Source organism: Sulfuriferula thiophila (genome assembly GCF_003864975.1).
In the GTDB taxonomy this organism is placed as follows: domain Bacteria; phylum Pseudomonadota; class Gammaproteobacteria; order Burkholderiales; family Sulfuriferulaceae; genus Sulfuriferula; species Sulfuriferula thiophila.
Genome location: NZ_BHGL01000028.1, coordinates 89,283 through 110,851 on the forward strand (window position 1 = coordinate 89,283; position 21,569 = coordinate 110,851).

At 54.5% G+C, this 21,569-nt stretch carries 20 protein-coding genes; 11 read left to right on the plus strand and 9 right to left on the minus strand.

All coding sequences use genetic code 11. From position 1 onward, the window contains the following. Positions 1–323 precede the first annotated feature (323 nt). The 4 genes from EJE49_RS09350 (at position 324) to EJE49_RS09365 (ending at position 7,084) form a co-directional block, all read left to right on the plus strand. Positions 324–1,625, plus strand: a complete 1,302-nt coding sequence (locus EJE49_RS09350; protein ID WP_124950180.1) for a DEAD/DEAH box helicase — start codon at positions 324–326, stop codon at positions 1,623–1,625. 33 nt (positions 1,626–1,658) lie between these two features. Next, positions 1,659–3,524, plus strand: coding sequence for a polysaccharide biosynthesis protein (locus tag EJE49_RS09355; RefSeq protein WP_223246894.1), 1,866 nt, complete (start codon positions 1,659–1,661; stop codon positions 3,522–3,524). Between the two features lie 109 nt (positions 3,525–3,633). Further along, positions 3,634–6,198 (plus strand): circularly permuted type 2 ATP-grasp protein, encoded by a 2,565-nt coding sequence (locus EJE49_RS09360; protein WP_124950181.1) that lies wholly within the window; start codon positions 3,634–3,636, stop codon positions 6,196–6,198. A gap of 4 nt (positions 6,199–6,202) precedes the next feature. Further along, on the plus strand, positions 6,203–7,084 hold the full coding sequence (locus EJE49_RS09365; protein ID WP_124950182.1) for a transglutaminase family protein: 882 nt from the start codon (positions 6,203–6,205) through the stop codon (positions 7,082–7,084). A 121-nt stretch (positions 7,085–7,205) separates the two neighbouring features. Here the strand turns inward: EJE49_RS09365 and EJE49_RS09370 are convergent, their stop codons facing one another. The 7 genes from EJE49_RS09370 to EJE49_RS09395 all read right to left on the minus strand — a co-directional run bounded on the left by EJE49_RS09370 (position 7,206) and on the right by EJE49_RS09395 (position 12,226). Next, positions 7,206–8,057, minus strand: a complete 852-nt coding sequence (locus EJE49_RS09370) for a tetratricopeptide repeat protein (RefSeq protein ID WP_124950183.1) — start codon at positions 8,055–8,057, stop codon at positions 7,206–7,208. A gap of 232 nt (positions 8,058–8,289) precedes the next feature. Further along, entirely contained in the window at positions 8,290–8,508 is a 219-nt protein-coding gene (locus tag EJE49_RS09375) for a hypothetical protein (protein ID WP_124950184.1), read from the minus strand. A 135-nt stretch (positions 8,509–8,643) separates the two neighbouring features. Next, positions 8,644–8,865 carry a hypothetical protein gene (locus EJE49_RS14245; RefSeq protein WP_223246895.1) on the minus strand — a complete coding sequence of 74 codons (222 nt, stop codon included), beginning with the start codon at positions 8,863–8,865 and terminating at the stop codon, positions 8,644–8,646. Further along, positions 8,843–9,097: an AIR synthase family protein gene (locus EJE49_RS14250; protein ID WP_223246896.1), complete on the minus strand. Its 255-nt coding sequence runs from the start codon at positions 9,095–9,097 to the stop codon at positions 8,843–8,845. Before EJE49_RS14250 ends, EJE49_RS14245 begins: the two co-directional genes overlap by 23 nt. After that, positions 9,094–11,331: a carbamoyltransferase HypF gene (gene hypF, locus EJE49_RS09385; protein WP_124950185.1), complete on the minus strand. Its 2,238-nt coding sequence runs from the start codon at positions 11,329–11,331 to the stop codon at positions 9,094–9,096. Before hypF ends, EJE49_RS14250 begins: the two co-directional genes overlap by 4 nt. Beyond that, positions 11,328–11,807 carry a HypD family hydrogenase formation protein gene (locus tag EJE49_RS09390; RefSeq protein ID WP_124950186.1) on the minus strand — a complete coding sequence of 160 codons (480 nt, stop codon included), beginning with the start codon at positions 11,805–11,807 and terminating at the stop codon, positions 11,328–11,330. The genes hypF and EJE49_RS09390 overlap by 4 nt, the downstream gene beginning before the upstream one ends. A gap of 179 nt (positions 11,808–11,986) precedes the next feature. Beyond that, positions 11,987–12,226 carry a HypC/HybG/HupF family hydrogenase formation chaperone gene (locus EJE49_RS09395; protein ID WP_223246898.1) on the minus strand — a complete coding sequence of 80 codons (240 nt, stop codon included), beginning with the start codon at positions 12,224–12,226 and terminating at the stop codon, positions 11,987–11,989. Between the two features lie 164 nt (positions 12,227–12,390). Between EJE49_RS09395 and EJE49_RS09400 the strand changes: the two genes are divergently transcribed. The 4 genes from EJE49_RS09400 to EJE49_RS09415 all read left to right on the plus strand — a co-directional run bounded on the left by EJE49_RS09400 (position 12,391) and on the right by EJE49_RS09415 (position 16,912). Next, entirely contained in the window at positions 12,391–12,708 is a 318-nt protein-coding gene (locus EJE49_RS09400) for a hypothetical protein (RefSeq protein ID WP_124950187.1), read from the plus strand. After that, positions 12,705–13,130, plus strand: coding sequence for a hydrogenase expression/formation C-terminal domain-containing protein (locus EJE49_RS09405; protein ID WP_124950188.1), 426 nt, complete (start codon positions 12,705–12,707; stop codon positions 13,128–13,130). Before EJE49_RS09400 ends, EJE49_RS09405 begins: the two co-directional genes overlap by 4 nt. Before the next feature lie 114 nt (positions 13,131–13,244). After that, entirely contained in the window at positions 13,245–13,538 is a 294-nt protein-coding gene (locus tag EJE49_RS09410; protein WP_223246902.1) for a HupE/UreJ family protein, read from the plus strand. 122 nt (positions 13,539–13,660) lie between these two features. Further along, on the plus strand, positions 13,661–16,912 hold the full coding sequence (locus EJE49_RS09415) for a bifunctional diguanylate cyclase/phosphodiesterase (protein WP_189941809.1): 3,252 nt from the start codon (positions 13,661–13,663) through the stop codon (positions 16,910–16,912). A gap of 81 nt (positions 16,913–16,993) precedes the next feature. On the opposite strand, the gene EJE49_RS09420 is transcribed toward EJE49_RS09415, so the two are convergent. After that, positions 16,994–17,683 carry a P-type ATPase actuator domain-containing protein gene (locus tag EJE49_RS09420; protein WP_124950190.1) on the minus strand — a complete coding sequence of 230 codons (690 nt, stop codon included), beginning with the start codon at positions 17,681–17,683 and terminating at the stop codon, positions 16,994–16,996. A 380-nt stretch (positions 17,684–18,063) separates the two neighbouring features. On the opposite strand from EJE49_RS09420, the gene EJE49_RS14110 reads away from it, so the two are divergent. From EJE49_RS14110 to EJE49_RS09430, 3 genes are all read left to right on the plus strand, one after another. Then, positions 18,064–18,228: a hypothetical protein gene (locus EJE49_RS14110; RefSeq protein ID WP_189941811.1), complete on the plus strand. Its 165-nt coding sequence runs from the start codon at positions 18,064–18,066 to the stop codon at positions 18,226–18,228. Between the two features lie 279 nt (positions 18,229–18,507). Beyond that, a complete protein-coding gene (locus EJE49_RS09425) occupies positions 18,508–19,386 on the plus strand; it encodes a DUF6671 family protein (protein ID WP_124950191.1) in 879 nt (292 codons plus the stop codon). Between the two features lie 107 nt (positions 19,387–19,493). Then, positions 19,494–20,420 (plus strand): LysR family transcriptional regulator, encoded by a 927-nt coding sequence (locus EJE49_RS09430; protein WP_124950192.1) that lies wholly within the window; start codon positions 19,494–19,496, stop codon positions 20,418–20,420. Between the two features lie 131 nt (positions 20,421–20,551). Here EJE49_RS09430 and EJE49_RS09435 read toward each other — a convergent pair whose 3' ends face one another. Next, on the minus strand, positions 20,552–21,529 hold the full coding sequence (locus tag EJE49_RS09435; protein WP_124950193.1) for an L-threonylcarbamoyladenylate synthase: 978 nt from the start codon (positions 21,527–21,529) through the stop codon (positions 20,552–20,554). Positions 21,530–21,569: the final 40 nt, after the last annotated feature.

Sequence of the window (21,569 nt, forward strand, 5' to 3'; positions counted from 1 at the left end):
CCTGATAGTTATATTTATTACATTAAGCCCCAAATTTTTGACAGCGTAATTCATACACATTACACCGTCAAGAATTACCTTATTCACAGCGCAAATTCTTACATAGCACAAATTACTCCAGCCAATTTGCACAACCACGCCCCAACCTCACCCCCGGCATTTCAGGATTTCGCAATATATTAGCGTTTTCTGTTATAATGCACGTTCTCGTTATGCACGCTCCAGTCCTCGCATAACGATTCTGGTTTATTCTCTTCATCTGCCTGCCCTAGACTGGCGTTACACTCAAGGTAACGACAGGCCGATCTGTTTTCAGGAAATTTATGTCATTTGCTACCCTCGGCTTATCCGAAGCCATCGTTCGCGCTGTTACTGAGCGCGGTTATACCGAACCTACCCCAATTCAGGCGCAAGCCATCCCCGTCGTCCTTACCGGCGGCGATTTGCTTGGCGGCGCCCAGACCGGCACCGGCAAAACTGCCGGCTTTGTACTGCCGATTCTGCATCGTTTATCCACCATGCCTGCCAAAGGCACTGGCCGCGCACCGATCCGCGCACTGATTCTGGCCCCTACCCGCGAACTCGCTGCTCAGGTAGAAGAAAGCGTACGCGAATATGGCAAATATCTGCCACTCACATCGATGATGATGTTCGGCGGTGTCAATATCAACCCGCAGATTCAGAAATTGCGTGGCCGTGTGGATATTTTAGTCGCCACGCCAGGCCGCCTGCTTGATCACGTCCAGCAAAAAACTGTCGACTTGTCACAAGTTGAAATTCTGGTGCTCGATGAAGCCGACCGCATGCTGGACATGGGCTTTATCCGTGACATTAAAAAAGTCATGGCGCTCATCCCTAAACAACGTCAGACCTTATTGTTCTCGGCGACGTTCTCGGATGAGATCAAAACCCTGGCGGACAGCCTGCTGATCAAGCCTACCACGATCGAAGTGGCACGCCGTAACGCCACCAATACCCTTATTTCACAAAAAGCCTACGCAGTAGACCGCGAACGCAAACGTGAATTGCTTACCAAGCTGATTAAAGATAACAACTGGTTTCAGGTACTGGTCTTCACCCGCACCAAACACGCGGCTAACCGCCTGGCCGAGAGTCTGGATAAAGACGGCATCCCATCCATGGCGATCCACGGCAACAAAAGTCAGGCTGCACGCACTCGCGCCTTGAAAACATTCAAGGATGGCACCCTGCAGGTACTGGTAGCCACAGACATCGCCGCGCGCGGTATCGACATCAGCGAACTGCCGCACGTCGTCAACTTTGAACTGCCTAACGTAGCTGAAGATTACGTGCACCGCATCGGTCGCACCGGCCGTGCAGGCAGCGAAGGCGAAGCCACCTCACTGGTGTGTGTGGACGAACTCAAGTTGCTCACCGCCATCGAACGTCTGACCAAAACTCAGATCATCGCCGAAGTGTTCCCCGGCTTTGAAATCGACCCGCGCATTAAAGCCGAGCCGATCCTGAACGGCAGCCAGCGTAGCGGTGGCAATCAAGGCGGCCAGAATCGGCGCCCTGCCGGCAACTCCAGCAGCCGCCCTGCAGCCAAACCTGTAGCGCGCGCACCAAGCAGCCCGCATCGCAGCGGCGGGCGCGGACGTTAAATCGCGGTATAATTCGACCATTGCATAACCACAATGGTCGTCTCGCATCGCATGATCTCCCGATTTAACTCTCGCATCCTGCTGGCTATTGCCCACGACATCAGCGCAGCTGCGCTGGCGTGGCTAATAGCGTACTGGCTACGCTTCAACCTGAGCATTCCCTCCGAATACTGGCCAAGTGCAATGAGTACGCTGGCCTGGGTAGTGCCGGTGCAGGCATTCGCCTTTTGGCGCTTCGGCCTGTATCGGGGCATATGGCGCTTTGCCAGCCTGCCGGATTTGCGCCGCATCCTGACAGCCGTCGGAGTAGCGGCGTTGCTGATACCGCTGGCGTTATTCATGTTTCAGATCAAGGCCACCGTACCGCGTTCGGTACTGGTGCTTGACCCTATTTTACTGCTGCTCATCATGGGCGGCAGCCGTTTGTTATACCGGGCATGGAAAGAACATCGCTTCGGCGCGCTCAGCAGCGACCGTGAGCCGATCATTATCCTGGGCGCTGGCGGTGCTGCGGCATCGTTAGTGCGCGAACTGGCGCACAGTAACGAATGGCGGGTGGTCGGCTTACTCGATGACATGCCTACCAAACAGGGCCGTGATTTATATGGCGTTGCCGTCTTGGGCAAGCTGGACAGCCTGCCTATCCATGCCGCAAAACTCGATGTCAAACACGCCGTCATCGCCATGCCATCAGCCGCGCATGGTGTGCGTCGCCATGCCGCGCAGATTTGCACCGAAGCCAATGTCGCCGCGCTCACCGTGCCCGCTTTTGAAGACCTGGCCAGCGGCAAAGTGACGGTATCCGCGTTACGCAAAATTGAGCTGGATGACTTATTGGGGCGTGATCCGGTACAACTCGATGATGCTGGCCTGCACGGCTTACTCACTGACCAGGTGGTACTGGTGAGCGGCGCTGGTGGCTCAATAGGCTCCGAGCTCGCCCGCCAGATTGCGCGCTTTCAGCCCAAACTGCTGATCCTGTTCGAGATGAGCGAATTCGCCCTGTATAAAATTGAACAGGAATTCGCTGTCAATTTCCCACAAGTACACATTCTGTGCGCGATCGGCGACGTCAAGCATCGCGCGGTGGTCGACAATCTGTTAAACCAGTACCACCCATCCGTGATTTTCCACGCTGCGGCCTACAAGCATGTGCCACTGATGGAACAGAGCAATGCCTGGCAAGCCATGCGCAACAACGTGCTCGGCACCTATACCCTGGCCAGCGCGGCACAGCGTCATGGCGTCGCCAAATTCGTACTCATTTCCACCGACAAAGCCGTCAACCCCACCAATGTCATGGGCGCATCGAAACGCCTGGCAGAAATGGTGTGCCAGAGCCTGCATGCAGCGCCTGCCGAAACACCGCGCACACGTTTCGTAGCGGTGCGTTTCGGCAATGTACTCGGCAGTTCCGGCAGCGTCATTCCCAAGTTCCAGGAACAGATAGCCCACGGCGGACCTATTACGGTCACCCATCCGGATATCACCCGCTACTTCATGTCCATCCCCGAAGCCTGCCAGCTGGTACTGCAAGCCGGCTTAATGGGTGACGGCGGTGAAATTTTTGTGCTGGATATGGGTGAACCCGTAAAGATCGCTGACCTTGCTCGCGACATGATACGGCTCTCCGGGTACAGTGAAACCGATATTAAAATCGTCTATTCTGGCCTGCGTCCCGGCGAAAAACTGTATGAAGAACTGCTCGCCGATGACGAACACACCTTACCCACCCCGCACCCGAAACTGCGCATCGCCCAAGCGCGCGCTGTAGACGACGCCTGGCTGGCGCTGGCGATGGAATGGCTGACTCAGGACAGCATCGTCTGCGAAACCGAAGTCAAAAATAAGCTTAAAACCTGGGTCACCGAATACACCCCACAATCTCAGCCTGATTAAATCCCTCTGTGGTTGTCATCCTGCCGGATGACAACATCAGAATAAACGTAATAGAATGATGACACTAAGCCTGATTTAATCAGGCGCTCATTCCAGGCCACAGCTTCACATGACAATCGTCCTTCCCGAAACGCAGGCACTTGCACCAGATCAGTGGTACCCGCCCCTGCCTGGCACCTATGACGAAATGCTCGACGGTAACGGACAGGTTCGCCCCCACTGGGAGTACCTGATCCGCGCCTTGGACACGCTGGGCACGACCGAATTCGAACGGCGCGGCACTGAAGCGGCAAAACTGCTGCGTGAAAATGGGGTTACCTACAACGTCTACGGCGATCCCGCCGGACAAAGCCGGCCATGGCAGCTTGATCCTGTCCCCATGCTGGTTTCCAGCGAAGAATGGAGCGATATTGAAAGCGGCTTGCAGGAACGGGCTGAACTGCTCAACCTGATCCTCGCCGATATCTATGGCCCACGGGAATTGATCAAAAAAGGCTTGCTGCCGCTGGAACTGGTTTATAGTCACCCCGGATTTTTACGCGCCTGCGATCAGGTTATGCTGCGCGGCAAACATCAACTGGTAGTGTACGCAGCCGATCTGGCGCGCGGACCCGATAACCACATGTGGGTGCTGAGCGATCGCACTCAGGCACCATCGGGTGCCGGCTATGCACTGGAGAACCGGGTCGCCATGACACGCGTACTGCCCAGCCTGTTTCGTGATTCACACGTGCACCGGCTGGCACTATTCTTCCAATCGCTGCGCGCCGGCCTGAACAGTATCGCCCCGCCATCCCAGGACACTCCGCGTGTTGTGGTGCTCACCCCCGGCCCGTTCAACGAAACCTTCTTCGAACACGCCTATCTGGCATCCTACTTGAGCTACCCGCTGGTGCAGGGTGATGATCTGACCGTACGTGATGGCTATGTGTGGCTAAAATCACTCAAAGGACTGGAGCGCGTCGACGTCATTCTGCGCCGGGTGGATGATGATTTTTGCGATCCACTGGAACTACGCGAAGATTCCCGCCTCGGCGTGCCGGGTCTGGTGGAGGTCGTGCGTAACGGCAACGTTGCTATCGCCAACCCGCTCGGTAGCGGTGTACTGGAAAACCCCGGCTTACTGGCATTTCTGCCGGGCATTGCCGAACATTTCCTGGGACGCCAGTTGCGCCTGCCCTCTGCGCCAACATGGTGGTGCGGCCAACCAAAAGAGCTGGAGTATGTGCTGGCCAATCTGCACAAGCTGGTGATCAAATCGACCTGTCGCACCTCAGGCTCACGCCCGGTGTTTGGCCAACTGCTGAGCCAGAAAGAATTAGCCGAATGGCGCACGCGCATCCGGGCACAACCGATGCTTTATGTCGGACAGGAACAGGAAGAGTTCTCTACCGTCCCCGTTCTTGTCCCCGGCGGGCTGGAGCCACGCCATGCCATTCTGCGCAGCTTCCTGGTGGCACGTGCCGACGGCTATGTGGTAATGCCAGGCGGCCTAACCCGCAGCGCGTCACACAAACACGACATACTGGTAAGTAACCAGACCGGCAGTATCAGCAAAGACACCTGGGTATTAGCATCCGAGCCGGAACAAACCACTGATCTGGTCATGAAGCCCAGTCCTGCCCAGGTTGCCGCCAGCCAGAGCGGCGCATTGCCGAGCCGTGCAGCAGACAATCTGTTCTGGGTGGGACGCTATGCCGAACGTGCAGAAGGCATCATCCGCCTGCTGCGCTCCACCATAAAAAAACTGCATGGCAACCCCGACCACAGCGCCCGGGAATACACCGAAAGCCTGCATTGCCTGCTGCGCGCCATAACCCAGATCACCCGTACCCAGCCCGGATTCATGGCAGAAAATGCGCAAGCGCTGCTGCGAGAACCGGATGCCGAATTACTTTCCATCGTATTGGATGAGACACGCATCGGCAGCCTCGCCAATACCTTGCGCTGCCTGGTGCAGGCCAGCTATACCGTGCGTGACCTGTGGTCGTCGGATACCTGGCGGGTAATGGAAGAACTGGAAGAACACTTGCACAACACCCAGCAACTGGCCAAGCCGACACTCGGGCAAGTACTGGATGTGCTGGATAAACTGGTGACATCATTGTCCGCCTTTAGCGGCCTGGTGATGGAGAACATGACCCGCGGCAATGGTTGGCTGTTCCTGGATATGGGGCGCCGCCTGGAACGTAACGTGTTGCAGCTCGCGCTACTGCGTGCCACGCTGGTTCAGCACAAGCGCGAAGCGGTAGAAAACCTGCTGATCGAAGCCTTGCTGGAAACCAGCGACAATCTGATCTGTTATCGCCATCACTATCGCAACAACATGGAACTCGTTGCATTTCTCGAACTGTTACTGCTGGATGAAAACAACCCGCGCTCGCTAGCCTATCAGACGGCACGTTTACAGGAGCACGTCAGCAAACTGCCGCGCGAGCAGCAGGGCGGCCTGCTTAGCCCTGAACAACGCCTGACACTGGAAGCCTCTTCCACATTGCGCCTGGCAATCATCGCCGAGCTGACCGCTATTGCCGAGAACGGCACACGCCAGAATCTTGATCAACTGCTCACCCGTCTCAATTATCTGACAAGTGCGCTGTCCGATGCCGTTACCGCCACCTACTTCCGCCATGAAAGCGCCCCGCAACCACTTGCCCCGCTAAGGACGACATAACGCCATGCGCTATCAGGTCATCCACACAACCGAATACGACTACCGCGAATCTGTCGGGCAGTCCTACAACGAAGCGCGTTTATTACCGCGGGTTACAGCCAATCAGCAATGTCACCGCACACAACTGCAGATTTCGCCGTCGCCGACCGATTATCATGAACGCGAAGATTTCTTCGGCAACCGTGTCGCCTATTTTTCTATTCGTGAATCCCACAAACGCTTCATCGTCACCGCAACCAGCGAAGTGCAAATTGCACCACAGGAAGCACAATTGAATTTTTCCCTGGGGGCAGACTGGGAAAGCGCGCGCCTCACACTGGGCCAGCAGCGCGACCCGCAAACGCTGGATGCGCTGCAATACACGCTGGACTCCCCTTTCATCGCTGCGACTGCTGAGTTGGCAGCCTATGCGCAGGCATCGTTCCCGCGCGGGCGGTCTTTGCTGGAGGCGGTGAACGATCTGATGGGACGCATCCATACCGACTTCACCTACGATCCCGATTTCACCACCCTTGCCACCCCGCTGGCAACCGTACTGAAACACCGCCGTGGTGTATGTCAGGACTTTGCCCATCTCGCCATCGGCTGCCTGCGTGCACACGGACTCGCCGCTCGCTATGTCAGCGGCTACATCGAAACATTCCCGCCGCCCGGCGAAGAAAAGCTGGTCGGCAGCGACGCCTCCCATGCGTGGTTCTCGGTTTACGTACCCGAACTGGGCTGGATAGATTTCGACCCCACCAATAACCAGATTCCAGTAGATCAGCATATCGTGCTCGGCTGGGGCCGTGACTATGGTGATATCACACCGCTCAAAGGCGTCATTTTCGGCGGTGGTGAGCATGAGCTGGCGGTGTCAGTGGATGTACGCAATCTGGGTGAATGACGACTGCGGATAATCCGCCATCAACAGCGACCTGCTTAGACGCAGAGATATTCCTGCTGTTTACGCATCAATGTATACCTGACCAGCAGCACTTCTGCCGCCATTGCACTATCCATTCACACTACCAGCCATCACCACCACTATCGCTGGAACTGTCATCATCCCAGGACGAACTGTCTGCCAAACCAAAATCTGTGCCACCCATATCATACTGCGGCTGCACATCATTACTCTGCACGGGTACATTGCTTATGGACTCATTGCTATTCGCCGCACTTGCAGACGAGCCGTCGGTGAAATGATGCATCAGCGCTTCACCCGCTACTATCCCCGCCCCCACCGCCGCTCCGGTAGCCAGACCAGATACGATGCTGCCGCCAATGCCGCTGCCCGCCTGAGCCGGATAAGGCGCAGCGCCGAAACCGGATGGGCCGGCAGGCATACCGCCATTAGGATAACCCTGAACCGGGCCCGGGCCCGGGCCGCCAATTTGCGGTTGATACGAGCCAGTATTGCGCGAGAACATGGATTTCATCACCCATACAATTAACAGCACGACGCCCAGGCCGGCAAGCAGCAGCATCCAGGGGAACGGTTTTTCATTTGCTTGCACAGGCTGCAATGCACTGTTATTCGTGATCTGCGCCGGATGGCTTGCAGCAATTCGCTGTTTGAGCTCCATTACCGATTGCGGCTTGGCAAAAGGCAAGCCGGGAGCCAGTTTTTCAGCGGTTTCCAGCTCGGCTTTTGCATTGGATAATGCGCCCTGTTTTGCCAATATCTCGGCATCGACAAAGTGCGCCTTGGCACTCTCAGGGTGGGCTTGCAACACCTGCTCGACCATGCGATGTGCATCATCCAGCTTACCGGATTCAGCTGCCTGATAAATTTGATGTACGGTGGGCAGATTGTCTGCATAAGCGACATTGCCCGCCATGAACAAGACTACCAATAACTTAATTGCCGTAAACATGAGATCACCTCTTATGATTTGCACTGGCGTAAGACATCGGATTATGGATACTGGTTCAGGGGTTGCAGGCTAAGCTGAATGATATTTATAGAGACCTTTGCACAATGTAGCGAGCGCAGTAATCGTGCAAAGGTCTCTTATGGTTTGAAACGCAGACGCAGACGCGTACTCAACTATTTTTTGCATTAAAAAAGGCAGGGATATCCCTGCCTTTTTGTACAACTAAAGCGAATTACTTAGCGGCTGGAGCTTCTGCAGCTGGAGCAGCGGCTTCTTTTTTAGCTGCTGCTTTTTTCTTGGCGTGATGCTTTTTAGCTTTATGCTTTACTGGTGCAGCCATTTCGGTTTTAGCAGCTTCAGCAGCTGGCGCAGCAGGTGCATCAGCAGCAACAGCAGAGAAAGAAACAGCAGCAAAAGCAGCAGCGATGATAGCGGACAACAGTTTGTTCATTTTGAAATCCTTAAAGTAAAAAATCGGTGGTTAGTTGAGCGTGATGACAAAATCATCGACCTCACAGCATATAACGCGGTCTTAAGATCGGAAGTTGACACGGTTTTGCAAAAAAATCCTAACCAGTTACTTTGTTTAGCATATGCGCGGCAACGGATCATCTTCCAGCTCATCCAGCATGCGTGTGCCGCCCAGCGGCGTATGCAACACCACCTGCACCCGACCGGCTTGCATATAACCAATTAGCGCGGCATCCTGACCATCCAGCAATGCCTGAGTCAAGGGCAACACACTGGCGCTATCCGATGCCAGCTCGCCTTTCAGTCCAAACTGCTCACGCGCCCACCGCCAGATCATTCACCGTGCCATGCACCGCCAGACTGCCGATATCGCCGCCCGGAAACTCCAGCGGCTGCACGGTAAAGCCATCCGTAGTTAACATCAGCTCACCCGCATCCCACGGCAAGCGTGCCGCATCGACATTTACATCCAGCAGCGGATTACCCAGATGACGGGCAAACACCTGCTCGATCAGTTCGCGCATATAGCGGCCGCCATTGCCGTGCGCCACGGGTAATGTAAATTTCACTCATGTCTATACCCCGCTTCTATAATCTGACCGAAGCTGATGCCTCCGTCATTGATGGGTACTCGCTGTGCCAGTCTAACTTTCACCCCCGCTTCCGTGAGCAGATTGACCACTAATTCAGTCAATCGCCGATTCTGAAACACACCACCCGCCAGCCCGACGCACTGCACCGGGTGTATGGCCTGCACCGCTCGCACCTGCGCCAGCAGTGCATGCGCCATGCTGGTGTGGAATAGATCTGCACGCTGACTGACACTCAGTGTCGCATCCAGCAGCATCGCCACTAATGGCGCCCAGTCGCTGCGCCACACACCCTCTTCATCACGGCTTAGCGGCAAGGTGATCGCATCACACACACTGCCTGTGCACGCTGCTTCCAGGTACATCGGCCCTTGCCCTTCAAAACTCGCATGGCTGCTCAGCCCGGTAAACGCTGCCACCGCATCAAACAGCCGTCCGACGGCCGAGGTTTGCTGCGTATTCAGACGCCGCTGCCACACGGCATGTACCAGCGCGCTGTCCGCTGGTAACTCCGGCCAAGCCATGCCGGTCTCCCATGCCAATGCCGCCGCAGCGCGCCACGGCTCACGTCCGGCTGTGTCACCGCCGGGCAGATAGAACGGACGCATACTGGCCGCCCGCATCCAGTTGCCGGGCTTGCCTAACAAAGCCTCACCCCCCCACATCGTGCCATCTTCGCCGTAGCCAACACCATCCCAGGTGAATACCAGCCATTCGCTGATATCCGGATATTCTCCGGCCAGTGCCGACGCGTGGGCATGATGATGAAACACCGTATTCAGTGTCAGGCCGCTGTTCCGCGCCCAGCGGCTGCTGGCATAACCACTATGTGCATCGCACACTACACGGCTGGCAGTAACACCATACAGTTTTTGCAAATCGGCGATGACCTGTTCAAACACCATCATCGACCGCAGCGAACCCAGCTCCCCAATATGCGGTGAAATAACCACGCGCCGCCCCCAGGCCAGTGCGATGGTGTTTTTGGTATGCCCGCCCACTGCCAGCAGCGGCGTATCCAGCGCAAACGGCAATTCCAGTTCCAGCGGTGCACAGCCACGCCCCAGCCGTAACGGCCGCGCAATACCGGCACTGAAGCGGAATACCGGATCGTCGGCAGGGCGCACGATGGGCCGGTCATGGTGCAGGAAGGCATCGGCCACGCCAGTTAATCTGGTTTCGGTTTCGGCATTGTCCGTCAGTACCGGCTCACCGCTGATATTGGCAGAAGTCGCCACCAGCGGCCCGCCGAAATCGGCCAGCAGCAAGTGATGCAATGGACTATAGGGCAGCATTACGCCAATTTCCGTCAGTCCGGGTGCGATGTGTGCAGAAAGCAGACTGCCTTCCCGCTGATTTGCCAGCAATATTGGGCGTAGCGGGCTGGTCAGGAATACCGCTTCGTCTTCACTCAACGCTGCATCATGCTGCATGCTCGCCAGATCAGGGAACATCACCGCCAGCGGCTTATGCGGGCGCACCTTACGCTCGCGCAACCGCGCCACCACGGCATCCGAGCGTGCATCGCACAGCAGGTGATAACCACCCACGTCTTTGACCGCCACAATCTGGCCGGCACGCAAAGCCGCGACGGCGGCTGCCAGCGCGCCCGCACCGATCAGCGTCAATCTGTCGTTCTTGAATAACAGCTGCGGACCACACTGCGGGCAGGCCACCGGCTCAGCATGAAAGCGCCGATCCAGCGGGTTTTCATACTCAGCCCGGCAAGTGGGACACAGCTCGAAACCGCGCATACTGGTCGTAGCGCGGTCATACGGCAAATGCTCGATCAGCGTATAGCGCGGACCGCACTGAGTGCAATTGATGAAGGGATAACGGTAACGGCGGTTCTGCGGATCAAATAGCTCGGTCAGACAATCATCACAGGTGAAGTAATCCGGCGGCACATGAATATCCGCTTGTGCATCGCTGACACTGGGGCGAATAGCAAAACCGCTGGCGCCGGTGGCGGGCGTTTTCATCTGCGCGAGTATGCTGGGCTGTGCCAGCGGCGGCGCTTCACCCAGCAAGGCCGCGGCAAAAGCGGCCAGATGCGGCAGACTGCCTTCCACCTGAATTTCAACCAGCCCCAGCCGGTTCTGTACCCAGCCACTCAAACCAAAACGCTGCGCCAGCCTGAATACAAATGGCCGAAAACCCACGCCCTGCACCCGACCGGAGACAACGAAATGCACTGCGGCAGAACTATTCAAGCGACTTTCGCCTCCCTGATGCCGCTGGCCCACCAGATACGGCAGGCGCCTTCATCCGACACCATGCACGGCCCCACCGGGGTGCGTGGCGTACAGGCAGTGCCATACAGACGACACTGATCCGGGTAGAGCTTGCCCATGACCCCTTTGGCGCAATCGCAACCGGGTGGCATTTCCCCGGCACATTTGCGTGTCGGATCGTCATAAGCAGGGAAACGCAGCCGCGCATCATGTGCCGCCAGCGCAGCATTAATGCCAAAACCTGATGAAGCAATCACGCCCACGCCGCACCAGTTGGCATCGACCACGTCCATCGTCTGCGCCAGTTGATGCCGCGCGCTGACGTTGCCACCGGGTCGCACCAACTGTGGATAACAGTTATCGAGAAAAGGCCGCTCAGCCAGTAACTGGCGCAATACTGAATAAGTCGCCGCCAGCAGCGATTCCGGCGTAAATCCGGCCACTGCCGCAGGCAGGCCAGCGTGATAGAGCGTTCATGGCCACCACACACATTCATGATTTTGACGCGCGGCGGCAAATCCAGCGCGCGGATTTTTTGCAACCAGTATGCGGCATCGTGACTCATCAACTGACCTCAGCGTGTATGTAGGTTTTAACGCCATCAGTCTGGCAGGTGCGCCCGGCATAGCATGGTTCATGCACCGTGCATGGCCGACTCAATCGCCAGCATTTCGTCAAACAGTTCCCAAGCACTTTGCGCCTCGGTTGCCGTCATGGTCTGGATCGCATACCCCACATGCACCATCACATAATCACCGACCACCGGCATTTCATCCAGCAACAGAAACAGACTGACCTCGCGTGCCACCCCCTTGGCAGCAGCCTGCGCAACGAAACCATCAATGGCGGTATTTGCATGGGTATGGCTAGACACATGATGCACCTCGCTTAATTTAGCCCAGTATAAACCCGGATCCGGATTACACCACTACAACTTGCCGGACAAAAATACCCTACTGTTTCAGTGGGTTGTTATTTGAATTTGGCGTGCTAGTATTAACCCTAGTCACATTACTGGATTATTTTAGTATAACTTTTATGGTTACTCTAGTGCTCGGTATCGGCAACACCCTGCTCTGCGACGAAGGCGTGGGGGTACACGCGGTACGCGCTTTTGTTGGCGCCGACATGGATCGATTCCTTGGCGTCAACCGAAAACGCAGCGTACATGAAGTCGGCCTGCTCGATCTGATGGCCGTTGCACATCTGGCCGGACACCTGCCGGAACGCCGCGCGCTGATCGGCATCCAGCCCGACATCGTAGGCTGGGGGGATGCACCGACTACCGCAGTGGCGCAAGCCATACCGCAGGCTTGCAGCCTGACCCTCGACCTGATCGCAGCGTGGCGCACATGAGCAGCCTGGACAATATCGGTGTCAAAGTGATCAACCCGCTACCGACCGGAGCGGACGGCTTGTCCGGCAATGCTGACGCCATTCTGCATGAAATTGTGGCACTGCTGGAAGCCTTCACGGCCACCGGGGAAACCGGTGCGATAGATCTGCACAGCCTCCCGGTCACCCCGACCGACTACGAATTGCTGCGCACCACCTTAGCTGAAGGTGAAGTACACGCGCAGATTAACGCCATCGGCAATACCGAAGTACGCGAAACCCTTTACCCCGGCGTATGGTGGCTGACTTATTACAATGTCGAAGGCGACATTGTCGCCGATCTGCTGGAAGTCACTGCCGTACCTGAAATCCTGAAAGCGCCTGCCGAGGATATATGCGACGGACTTGTCCGTTTACGTGAACTATTATCGCAATTGGAATAGCACTCACCTGGAGTAGCCATGAACGAACCCGATACACTAGGCACAAATTTGGCGCACAGCGGGATCAGTCGGCAAACATCAGACCAGCATCAGCGAGGAGAAGTAGCATGAATTATTACAGTTTGCCCGTGGCCCGGCACCCTCCATCCCTTCACTGGCATCGATCACCTGCTGGCCATGCTTGCTGTCGGCATGTGGGCAGCACAACAAGGCGGACGTGCACTGTGGAGCATCCCGCTGGCTGCATCACCTGTTAGCTACGCGCTGGGATTTGTGCTGGCCACAGCCGCCTTACATGGTATGGGTATCGCTCTAGGCAAATATATGAAGGACGGCTCACTGCCATTGCTGCAAATATCCGGCGCAGCAGTGGTAGCGACCGGCATCTGGCTGCTGGTAAGCACCTGATAAACCAGCAATTTTCTAGGACCATGCGCTAGAGTGCCCCGTACACAATATCGGATTTATTATCGCTAAATAACATCGCGGTACGGTGGCGCAGCGTTCACACATAATGCTATAGTCTTGCCATGACTCATGTGATCAGCACAACCAAAGTCACCCGCCACGTCTGGCTAACGCTAGTCATGTACATTGCGCTTTCCGCCGCTTTTGCGATCTATGTGAAGGCAGAAAAGCGCATTGACCGCGCCAATGAATTAAGCCTGCAATCTTATCTGCTTGCCGATGAGTTACGCCAGTCGTCCGACGATCTCACCCGCATGGCGCTTGCCTATGCAGCCACCGGCAAACCGATTTACAAACAGCACTATCAGGAAATTCTGGACATCCGCAATGGCAAGCGTGTGCGACCAGACCATTATGAGAATATTTACTGGGATTTAGTCACACCTGATGATATACGGCCACGCCCGAACAGCGGCAAAGCCATGGCGCTGCTGGACAGAATGCGTCAGGCGGGTTTTACCGAACAAGAGTTTGCCAAATTGGCGCAAGCCAAGGCAAATTCAGATGCGCTGACCAGCACAGAATTCGCGGCGATGGAACTGGTTGAAGCCGACTTGCGGCAGAACAAAACCTTCCATATTGAAGCCTTGCGGCTGTTACAAAACCCAAAATACTACCAGGCCAAAACAGGCATCATGCAGCCTATTGCCGAATTTCAGGAAATGATGGCCGAACGCACCTTGGCGAAGGTACGTCAAACCGAAACAACAGCTACCATACTGCGAGTGATCTTTATCTGTTTCGGGTTAGCGCTGCTTTACACGCTGTGGCGCACGTACCAGACCCTGAACAAAACCCTGGGTGGCCCGGTTGATACGCTTTATGCCCATATTGCCAGAATAGGCAACGGCGATTTCACTACAGCTATTCCTGTCGCTCCGGGTATGAAAAACAGCGTCATGGACTGGCTGGCTGCCACACAGAAAAAATTAAACAAACTGGATTATGAGCACCAGCTAGCCGAAGAGCAGCTACGCAACATGAGTAAGCTCTATGCGACATTAAGCCAATGTAATCAGGCTATTGTGCGCAGCACCAGCGAAGCGGAACTGTTCCCGCAGATATGTCAGGCTGCAGTGCAATTTGGCGGCATGAAAATGGCATGGATAGGCTGGGCAGATGAAGCGCAACTACGCGTCACCCCCGTTGCAAGTTATGGCGAAGGCGTCGAATATCTGGAAAATATCACTATCTCCACAGACCGTAACAACCCCTATGGAAACGGCCCGACCGGCTCTGCCATCAACAAAGACCAGCCATTTTGGTGCCAGGATTTTCAGCATGATCCGCGCACCGCATTATGGCACGAACAAGGCGCTCATTTTGGCTGGGGCGCTTCGGCCTCCTTGCCCCTGCACCGCAATGGCAAAGCCATAGGTACTTTTAACATTTACAGCAATAAAATCAATGCATTCGATGAGCCAGCCCGGAGCCTGCTAATTGAAATGGCGATGGACATCGATTATGCACTGGAGAATTTCGATCGCATCGCCGCACAACGCCATGCGCAACGAATGGATGCGGAACGCAACTTCATGCTGGAACGCATTACCAGCGACAAACCGCTTACCGTCATACTGGATGAGATTGCCCATCGGCTGGATAATGTTCGACCCGGCAATCTGTGCAGTATCCTGTTGCTCAGCGAAGATGGGCAACACTTGCGGCTGGGCGCTGCGCCCAGCCTGCCTGACTTTTTTAACCAGGCTATCGAAACTGAACAAATCGGTCCTGGTGTAGGATCCTGCGGCAATGCCGCCTATACCGGCAAACGCACCATCATCGAAGATATTGCCACCCATCCATTCTGGGTAAACTATAAAGCGCTCGCCGAACAGGCCAATTTGCGCGCATGCTGGTCAGAACCCATTATCTCCGCCAATAATAAGATCCTGGGTTCATTTGCCATTTATCATCGCACTCCCACCAAGCCCGATGCATATGACATCCAGCTGATAGAAATGGCGGCGCACTTTATTGCTATTGCTATCGAGCGTAAACAGGCTGAAGCACACATTCATCAACTGGGACACTTTGACCCGCTCACCAAGCTTCCCAACCGCTTGCTGCTGGATGAACGTGCCCATCAGGCCATCAGCATAGCGCAACGTAGCGGGACATCACTGGCAGTACTATTCCTCGACCTCGATCACTTCAAGAACATTAACGACAATCTGGGTCATCGCGTTGGCGATGAATTGCTGATCATGCTGGCTCAACGCCTGCAATCACTCATGCGCGATGTAGACACGGTATCCCGTCTGGGCGGTGATGAATTTATATTTGTGTTACCCAATACCGATATCGATGAAGCGGCACATGTAGCCGACAAATTACTGGCCATCGTTAGCCAGACTTACCATCTTGGCCATCATGAACTGACGATCACCTCATCCATCGGCATTGCCATGTACCCGAACGATGGTGACGATTTTGACAGCCTGGTCAAAGCTGCGGATGTGGCCATGTATCGTGCCAAACAAGCGGGGCGTAATGGTCACTGCTACTTTACCAATGAAATGCAGGCGCGCTCTGCACGCAAACTGATCCTGGAAAATGCGTTACGCCGTGCGCTCGAACGCAACCAGCTTGCCATCCATTATCAACCGCAAATTTCGATAGTAACCGGCCAGATTATCGGTGCCGAAGCGCTGGTACGCTGGCAGCATCCCGAGCTGGGCATGATTTCTCCTGCCGAATTCATCCCTGTTGCCGAGGACAGCGGCCAGATTCATCAAATTGGCGCATGGGTATTACGCAGTGCAACGCAGCAGTTAAAAGCATGGATGGATGCAGGAATGGCGCCCATGACGGTGGCTGTTAACCTGTCCGCAGTCCAGTTCCGTCATGTGCGCCTGCCGGAACTGATCACAACCATACTTGAAGAAGTCGGGTTGCCGCCGCAATATCTGGAACTGGAGCTGACAGAAGGCGTGGCCATGGATGATCCGCTCGCTGCGATTGCGGTAATGGATGACCTTCATAGTCGCGGCGTACGCATGTCGATAGATGACTTTGGTACTGGCTATTCATCACTCAGCTATCTCAAAAAATTCAAAGTCTACAAACTCAAGATTGATCAGTCTTTTGTCCGCGACATCAGCACCGATCCGGAAGACAAGGCCATCGTCGCCGCTATTATCAGCATGGCACACAGCCTTGGTTTTGAAACCATTGCAGAAGGCGTGGAGACACCGGGACAATTAGCATTTCTGCAAGCACAGGGTTGCACTGAAGTACAAGGTTACCATTTCAGCAAGCCCTTACCCGCGGATGCGTTCCTAAGCTTTGTGCGCAACTGGCAACCGGACTGAATCCACACTAAATCAGCCAGCTACAGGTACCCGCGCGTGCAGCTAACTGACTATACCGTTTGCGTTTTCACACCCAGCCATTTAACCGCTTCGAATAGTATGAACGAACTTATACCCACGCGGTGAAGACTCGGTGACTATGGTTTCCAACGACTTGCCGATCTTGCCCAGCTCAGTCGCGACACCAATCGCCGTAACACGCGCAAGCCCCTGACCGCCGGTCAGTAAGGTACCTGCAAAAACGCGATTAGCTGTGTCGGATTTATCCGTTTCAAGGCTCAAGGCATGCTTGGCAACCGCCACCGACTCTCCGGTCAGCAATGACTCATCGGCTGCCAGATCATGGGAGGAAAGAAGCAGCGCATCAGCCGGCACGCGATCACCTTCGCTCAATACCAGCACATCATCCCGCACGACCTCACGCCCGGCGATACGCACCGCCTTGCCATCCCGAATCACCAGTGCGCGCGGACTGGCCAGATCACGCAAGGCGGCAAGTGCCCGTTCGGTTCTCCGCTCCTGCACTATCGTCACCGCCATGATGACGAACACGAAACCCAGCAGGATCAACGCCTCATGCATATCGCCCAGCAGCGCATAAATCCCGCCCGCCCCCAGCAACAGCAAGAACATGGGCTCCCGAACGACTTCCAGCACAGTTCTGCGCAAACCATACCCCTGAGCGGCCGCCAGTTCGTTGCTGCCTTCGGCCAGTCGCCTGGACTCCACCTCGGCAACTGTCAGACCGTAAGGAAATTCATTGTTGTCCATCGTCGTACTTATCCGGAAAGAGATAACATCATCGCCACATCAATTTCAGAGCACATTCCTACTTGGTATCTATCAGATGAATGGCAGGGCGTCTTTATTTCGGTACCTGTTTTATTCACTACAACTGGAAAAACCATGTTTCATCATGCCTATATATCACTCACACTTGACCGGATGTACATTCGTTGATTTGGCTACAATCCAATAAATTTCGTTTGGCGTCCATAAAGATGCAAATTAACTACATTTTATTAGGCTTGTTTTATCAAACACGGCAAACCATTCTGCTACTTGCCTCAGTGTTGCATGGTGGAGATATTTAAGCACCACCACACTCATTACTGGTGGGTATCACCGCTGAGCTGGTCGAGGATTGGCTCATGCTGTTCAATACAGGATCATTTGCCAACGAGCTGGCAGAACCGTGCCTGGTCAGGGAATCGCGCCGTGTAGCACAAATGATTAATTTCGGCAGCACCATTGCTGTGCTGATCGCGTCTTTGCTGATGATCAAGACCTTGTATCCAGCTTCCTTTATGCATTGACAACGCGCCATCCAACTGGGTATAAGTAAATAAAAATTAAACATTAAAGTAAACATATTTAACTTTAATTAAACAAACAAACCATCCAGAATACTAGTCATCGGTTAACTGTTTCAGGATACCAACCGATTCAATTGAGAACACCTCGCCATGTAATTTGGAGAATATTTATGTTATCGAACCCGGATTTCGTCATTTTTGTCCTTTGATTTCCGCCATCAGGATAAGCAATGGCAGCAGATGTAATCCGATTTTTTCGATTTCCGTCAGGGGCAAACTATGCATGAGTTAGCATCTACAAAACCAGGTGACTCAGGAAAATCCATATACAGTGGCTCAAGCATTGCTCTGCTCACCCAGCACGGCAAGGAGAAAGTTATCGCGCCTCTGCTTGCCTCTACAGTCGAATGCCAGGTGATGCTGGTAACAGGCTTCGATACCGACAAGTTGGGCACCTTTACTCGCGATATCCCGCGGCCTGGTACGCAGCTCGATGCAGCGCGGACAAAGGCGCGCATGGGTATGGAACTGGCGGGAGCATCTCTCGGGCTCGCGAGTGAGGGTAGCTTTGGACCTGATCCTTACACGGGCATGTTTCTCTTGAACGTGGAAATGATAATCTGGGTCGACGATATACTGGGAATCGAAGTGGTCGGTGTAGCCTCGGGCAAGGCCAGTTTATCCCACCAGCTCACCGCAAATTGGGAGGAAGCTGAAATGTTCGCCAATAAGGCGGGTTTTCCCGAGCATGGATTAGTTGTACGCCCGCAGCACAAGGATGATCCCCGCATACACAAAGGCATTACCGACTGGGAAGCACTACGTAGCGCCTTTGATTGGGCCTGTCGTGAGGCGAATAACGGCTGCGCCTTTCTGGAAACCGATGTACGTGCTCATATGAATCCTACGCGTATGGAGGTAATTGCCGAAGCTACGCAGGATCTAGCACGCAAGCTTTGTACCCTGTGCCCTGTCTGCAACACCCCTGGATTCCAAATCGCTGATCGTGTCCTTGGTCTACCCTGTGAAAATTGCGGCATACCAACGCGTGAGACCATGGCAGACATTCACCGCTGTGGCAAATGCAATTACCAAGTCAAAGTAGCTCGACCGGAGAAAAAAGCACAGGCCGGATGCTGTGTATTCTGCAACCCATAAACAAGCTCATACCATCATGCCAATATCGCAACTAAATATCTCAACGAATTGATTTTAATGAATTAAAAAATATTTACTCCTAAATTTTACTGTGATTTAATATTTCCATGCCTATACACCATGCCACTCTACACCAACTTAAAATTTTTGATGCCGTAGCCCGGCACATGAGTTTCGCTCGCGCTGCTGAAGAGTTGCATTTGACACCACCAGCGTTGTCTATCCAAGTCAAGCAGCTCGCTGAAGCCATCGGTCAGCCGCTATTTGAACAGATCGGCAAAAAAATATCGCTCACCCCATTTGGCGTTGCCTCATGGGCTACCTGCCGTGACGTACTTGGCCGACTGGAACAGCTTAGCCATGAACTGGCTGCACTTCAAGGACTGGAAAAGGGCAGCTTGAAACTGGCTACCCTTGCCACCGCGAAATACTTTCTTCCCCGGCTGTTGGGTGATTTCTGCAAGACCCACCCCGGGATCGACACCACCCTGTTCATGGGCAACCGTAAGGATCTGCTGGAACGTTTAACACAGAACCAGGACGATCTTTATATCCTGGGTCAACCGCCGGAACACATGAATGTGGTTATGGACGCTTTTGCCGACAACCTCCTGGTGGTGGTCGCCAGTCCGACTCATCCGCTAGCGCAGGAAAAGGATATTGACCCGACACGTCTGCAGAACGAATCATTTATCTTGCGTGAACCAGGCTCTGGAACACGTCTGGCTGCCGAGAATTTTTTTGAGCAGCACGGAGTAACTCTCAAGGTACGTATGGAATTAGGCAGCAATGAAGCAGTCAAGCAGTTAGTGGCTGGGGGGTTGGGTGTAGCCGTACTATCCGCTACTACGCTACGTTCTGAGCTTGCTAATGGAGAGCTCTCGATACTTGATGTACGTGGTTTACCGTTGGAGCGGAAATGGCATTTGGTCTATCCGGCTGGTAAGCAGCTTACCCCGGCAGCCAAGGCATTCATAGCGCTCATGCACTCTGCCGTGAAGCCTCTCGATCAGCCACTGCCCGTAAAGGACTGATAATGAGTTGGTGAATATCACTGACAGCAAACCCGTTTTATTTACAGGATTGCCAAAAATACAGCTATCGCATCTGGTATACATTGCTACAGATTACAACTTCCTGCACAAAGCCAGCCATGCAAAAACCGTCAACGACTCTGGGCGCCGCGCCGTAACCTATCTTTGACTGCAAACCAAGGCCACGTATCCGGAGGATGTTCCACAAGCAGGTAGTCGAGCCCGGCACGGTCAAACTGACGCAGCGTTGCATAAAGCATATGAGCATAATCTTCTGCCAATTCAGGCATGGGAAAATAATCAAAACCGATGTCGCTAATATCGTTTTCACTCGCCCTGCCCAATCCCAATACCACCACCTTACAGCCTTGAGCTGAGAGGTGGCGCGCCCTCTGAAATAATGCATCGGCACAATGTAATTCCATCGGTGTTGCTGGCGCATAGTGCGCAGAAAGCACACCGGGAACTCGAATCTTCTGCTCAGCCGCCTGAGTCAATATTATTTTCTGTTTAAGCGTGTCTTCAATGGCTGCAATAGACAGGCCGCCAGGTCGTAGCAATACCGCCTTATCATGCACCAGACTAATGATGGTTGACTCTACACCGACGCGACATGAGCCGCCATCCAGTATCATGCCGACCTTGGTGCCCAGTTCCTCACGCACATGATGCGCCGAGGTTGGACTAACCCGACCAAAGCGGTTAGCCGAGGGTGCAGCAATGCCGCTACCAAATGCGCGTAGCAACGCGATAGCTACCGGATGGTCAGGTACCCGCAGAGCCACAGTATCTTGGCCGCCAGTGACTGCATTCAAGACTTGCTCATGACGTCGCAGAATCAGCGTCAGCGGTCCAGGCCAAAAGGCAGCAGCCAGCTTCCACGCCATATCGGGAATATGTTGAGCCCACACAGACAGGTGAGAAGAATCAGCGATGTGAATGATAAGTGGGTGATCGGTTGGCCGGCCCTTGGCCTCGAACACCTTATGCAGCGCCAGTGGGTTGGCTGCATCTGCACCCAGTCCGTAAACCGTCTCGGTAGGGAAAGCCACCGTGTCGCCTGCGCGGAGCAGATTGGCAGCGCTATGAATAGCGTTATCTGGATTCATTTACTATGTTGACTGCGCAGAAATGACTTTTCAGGTTTCC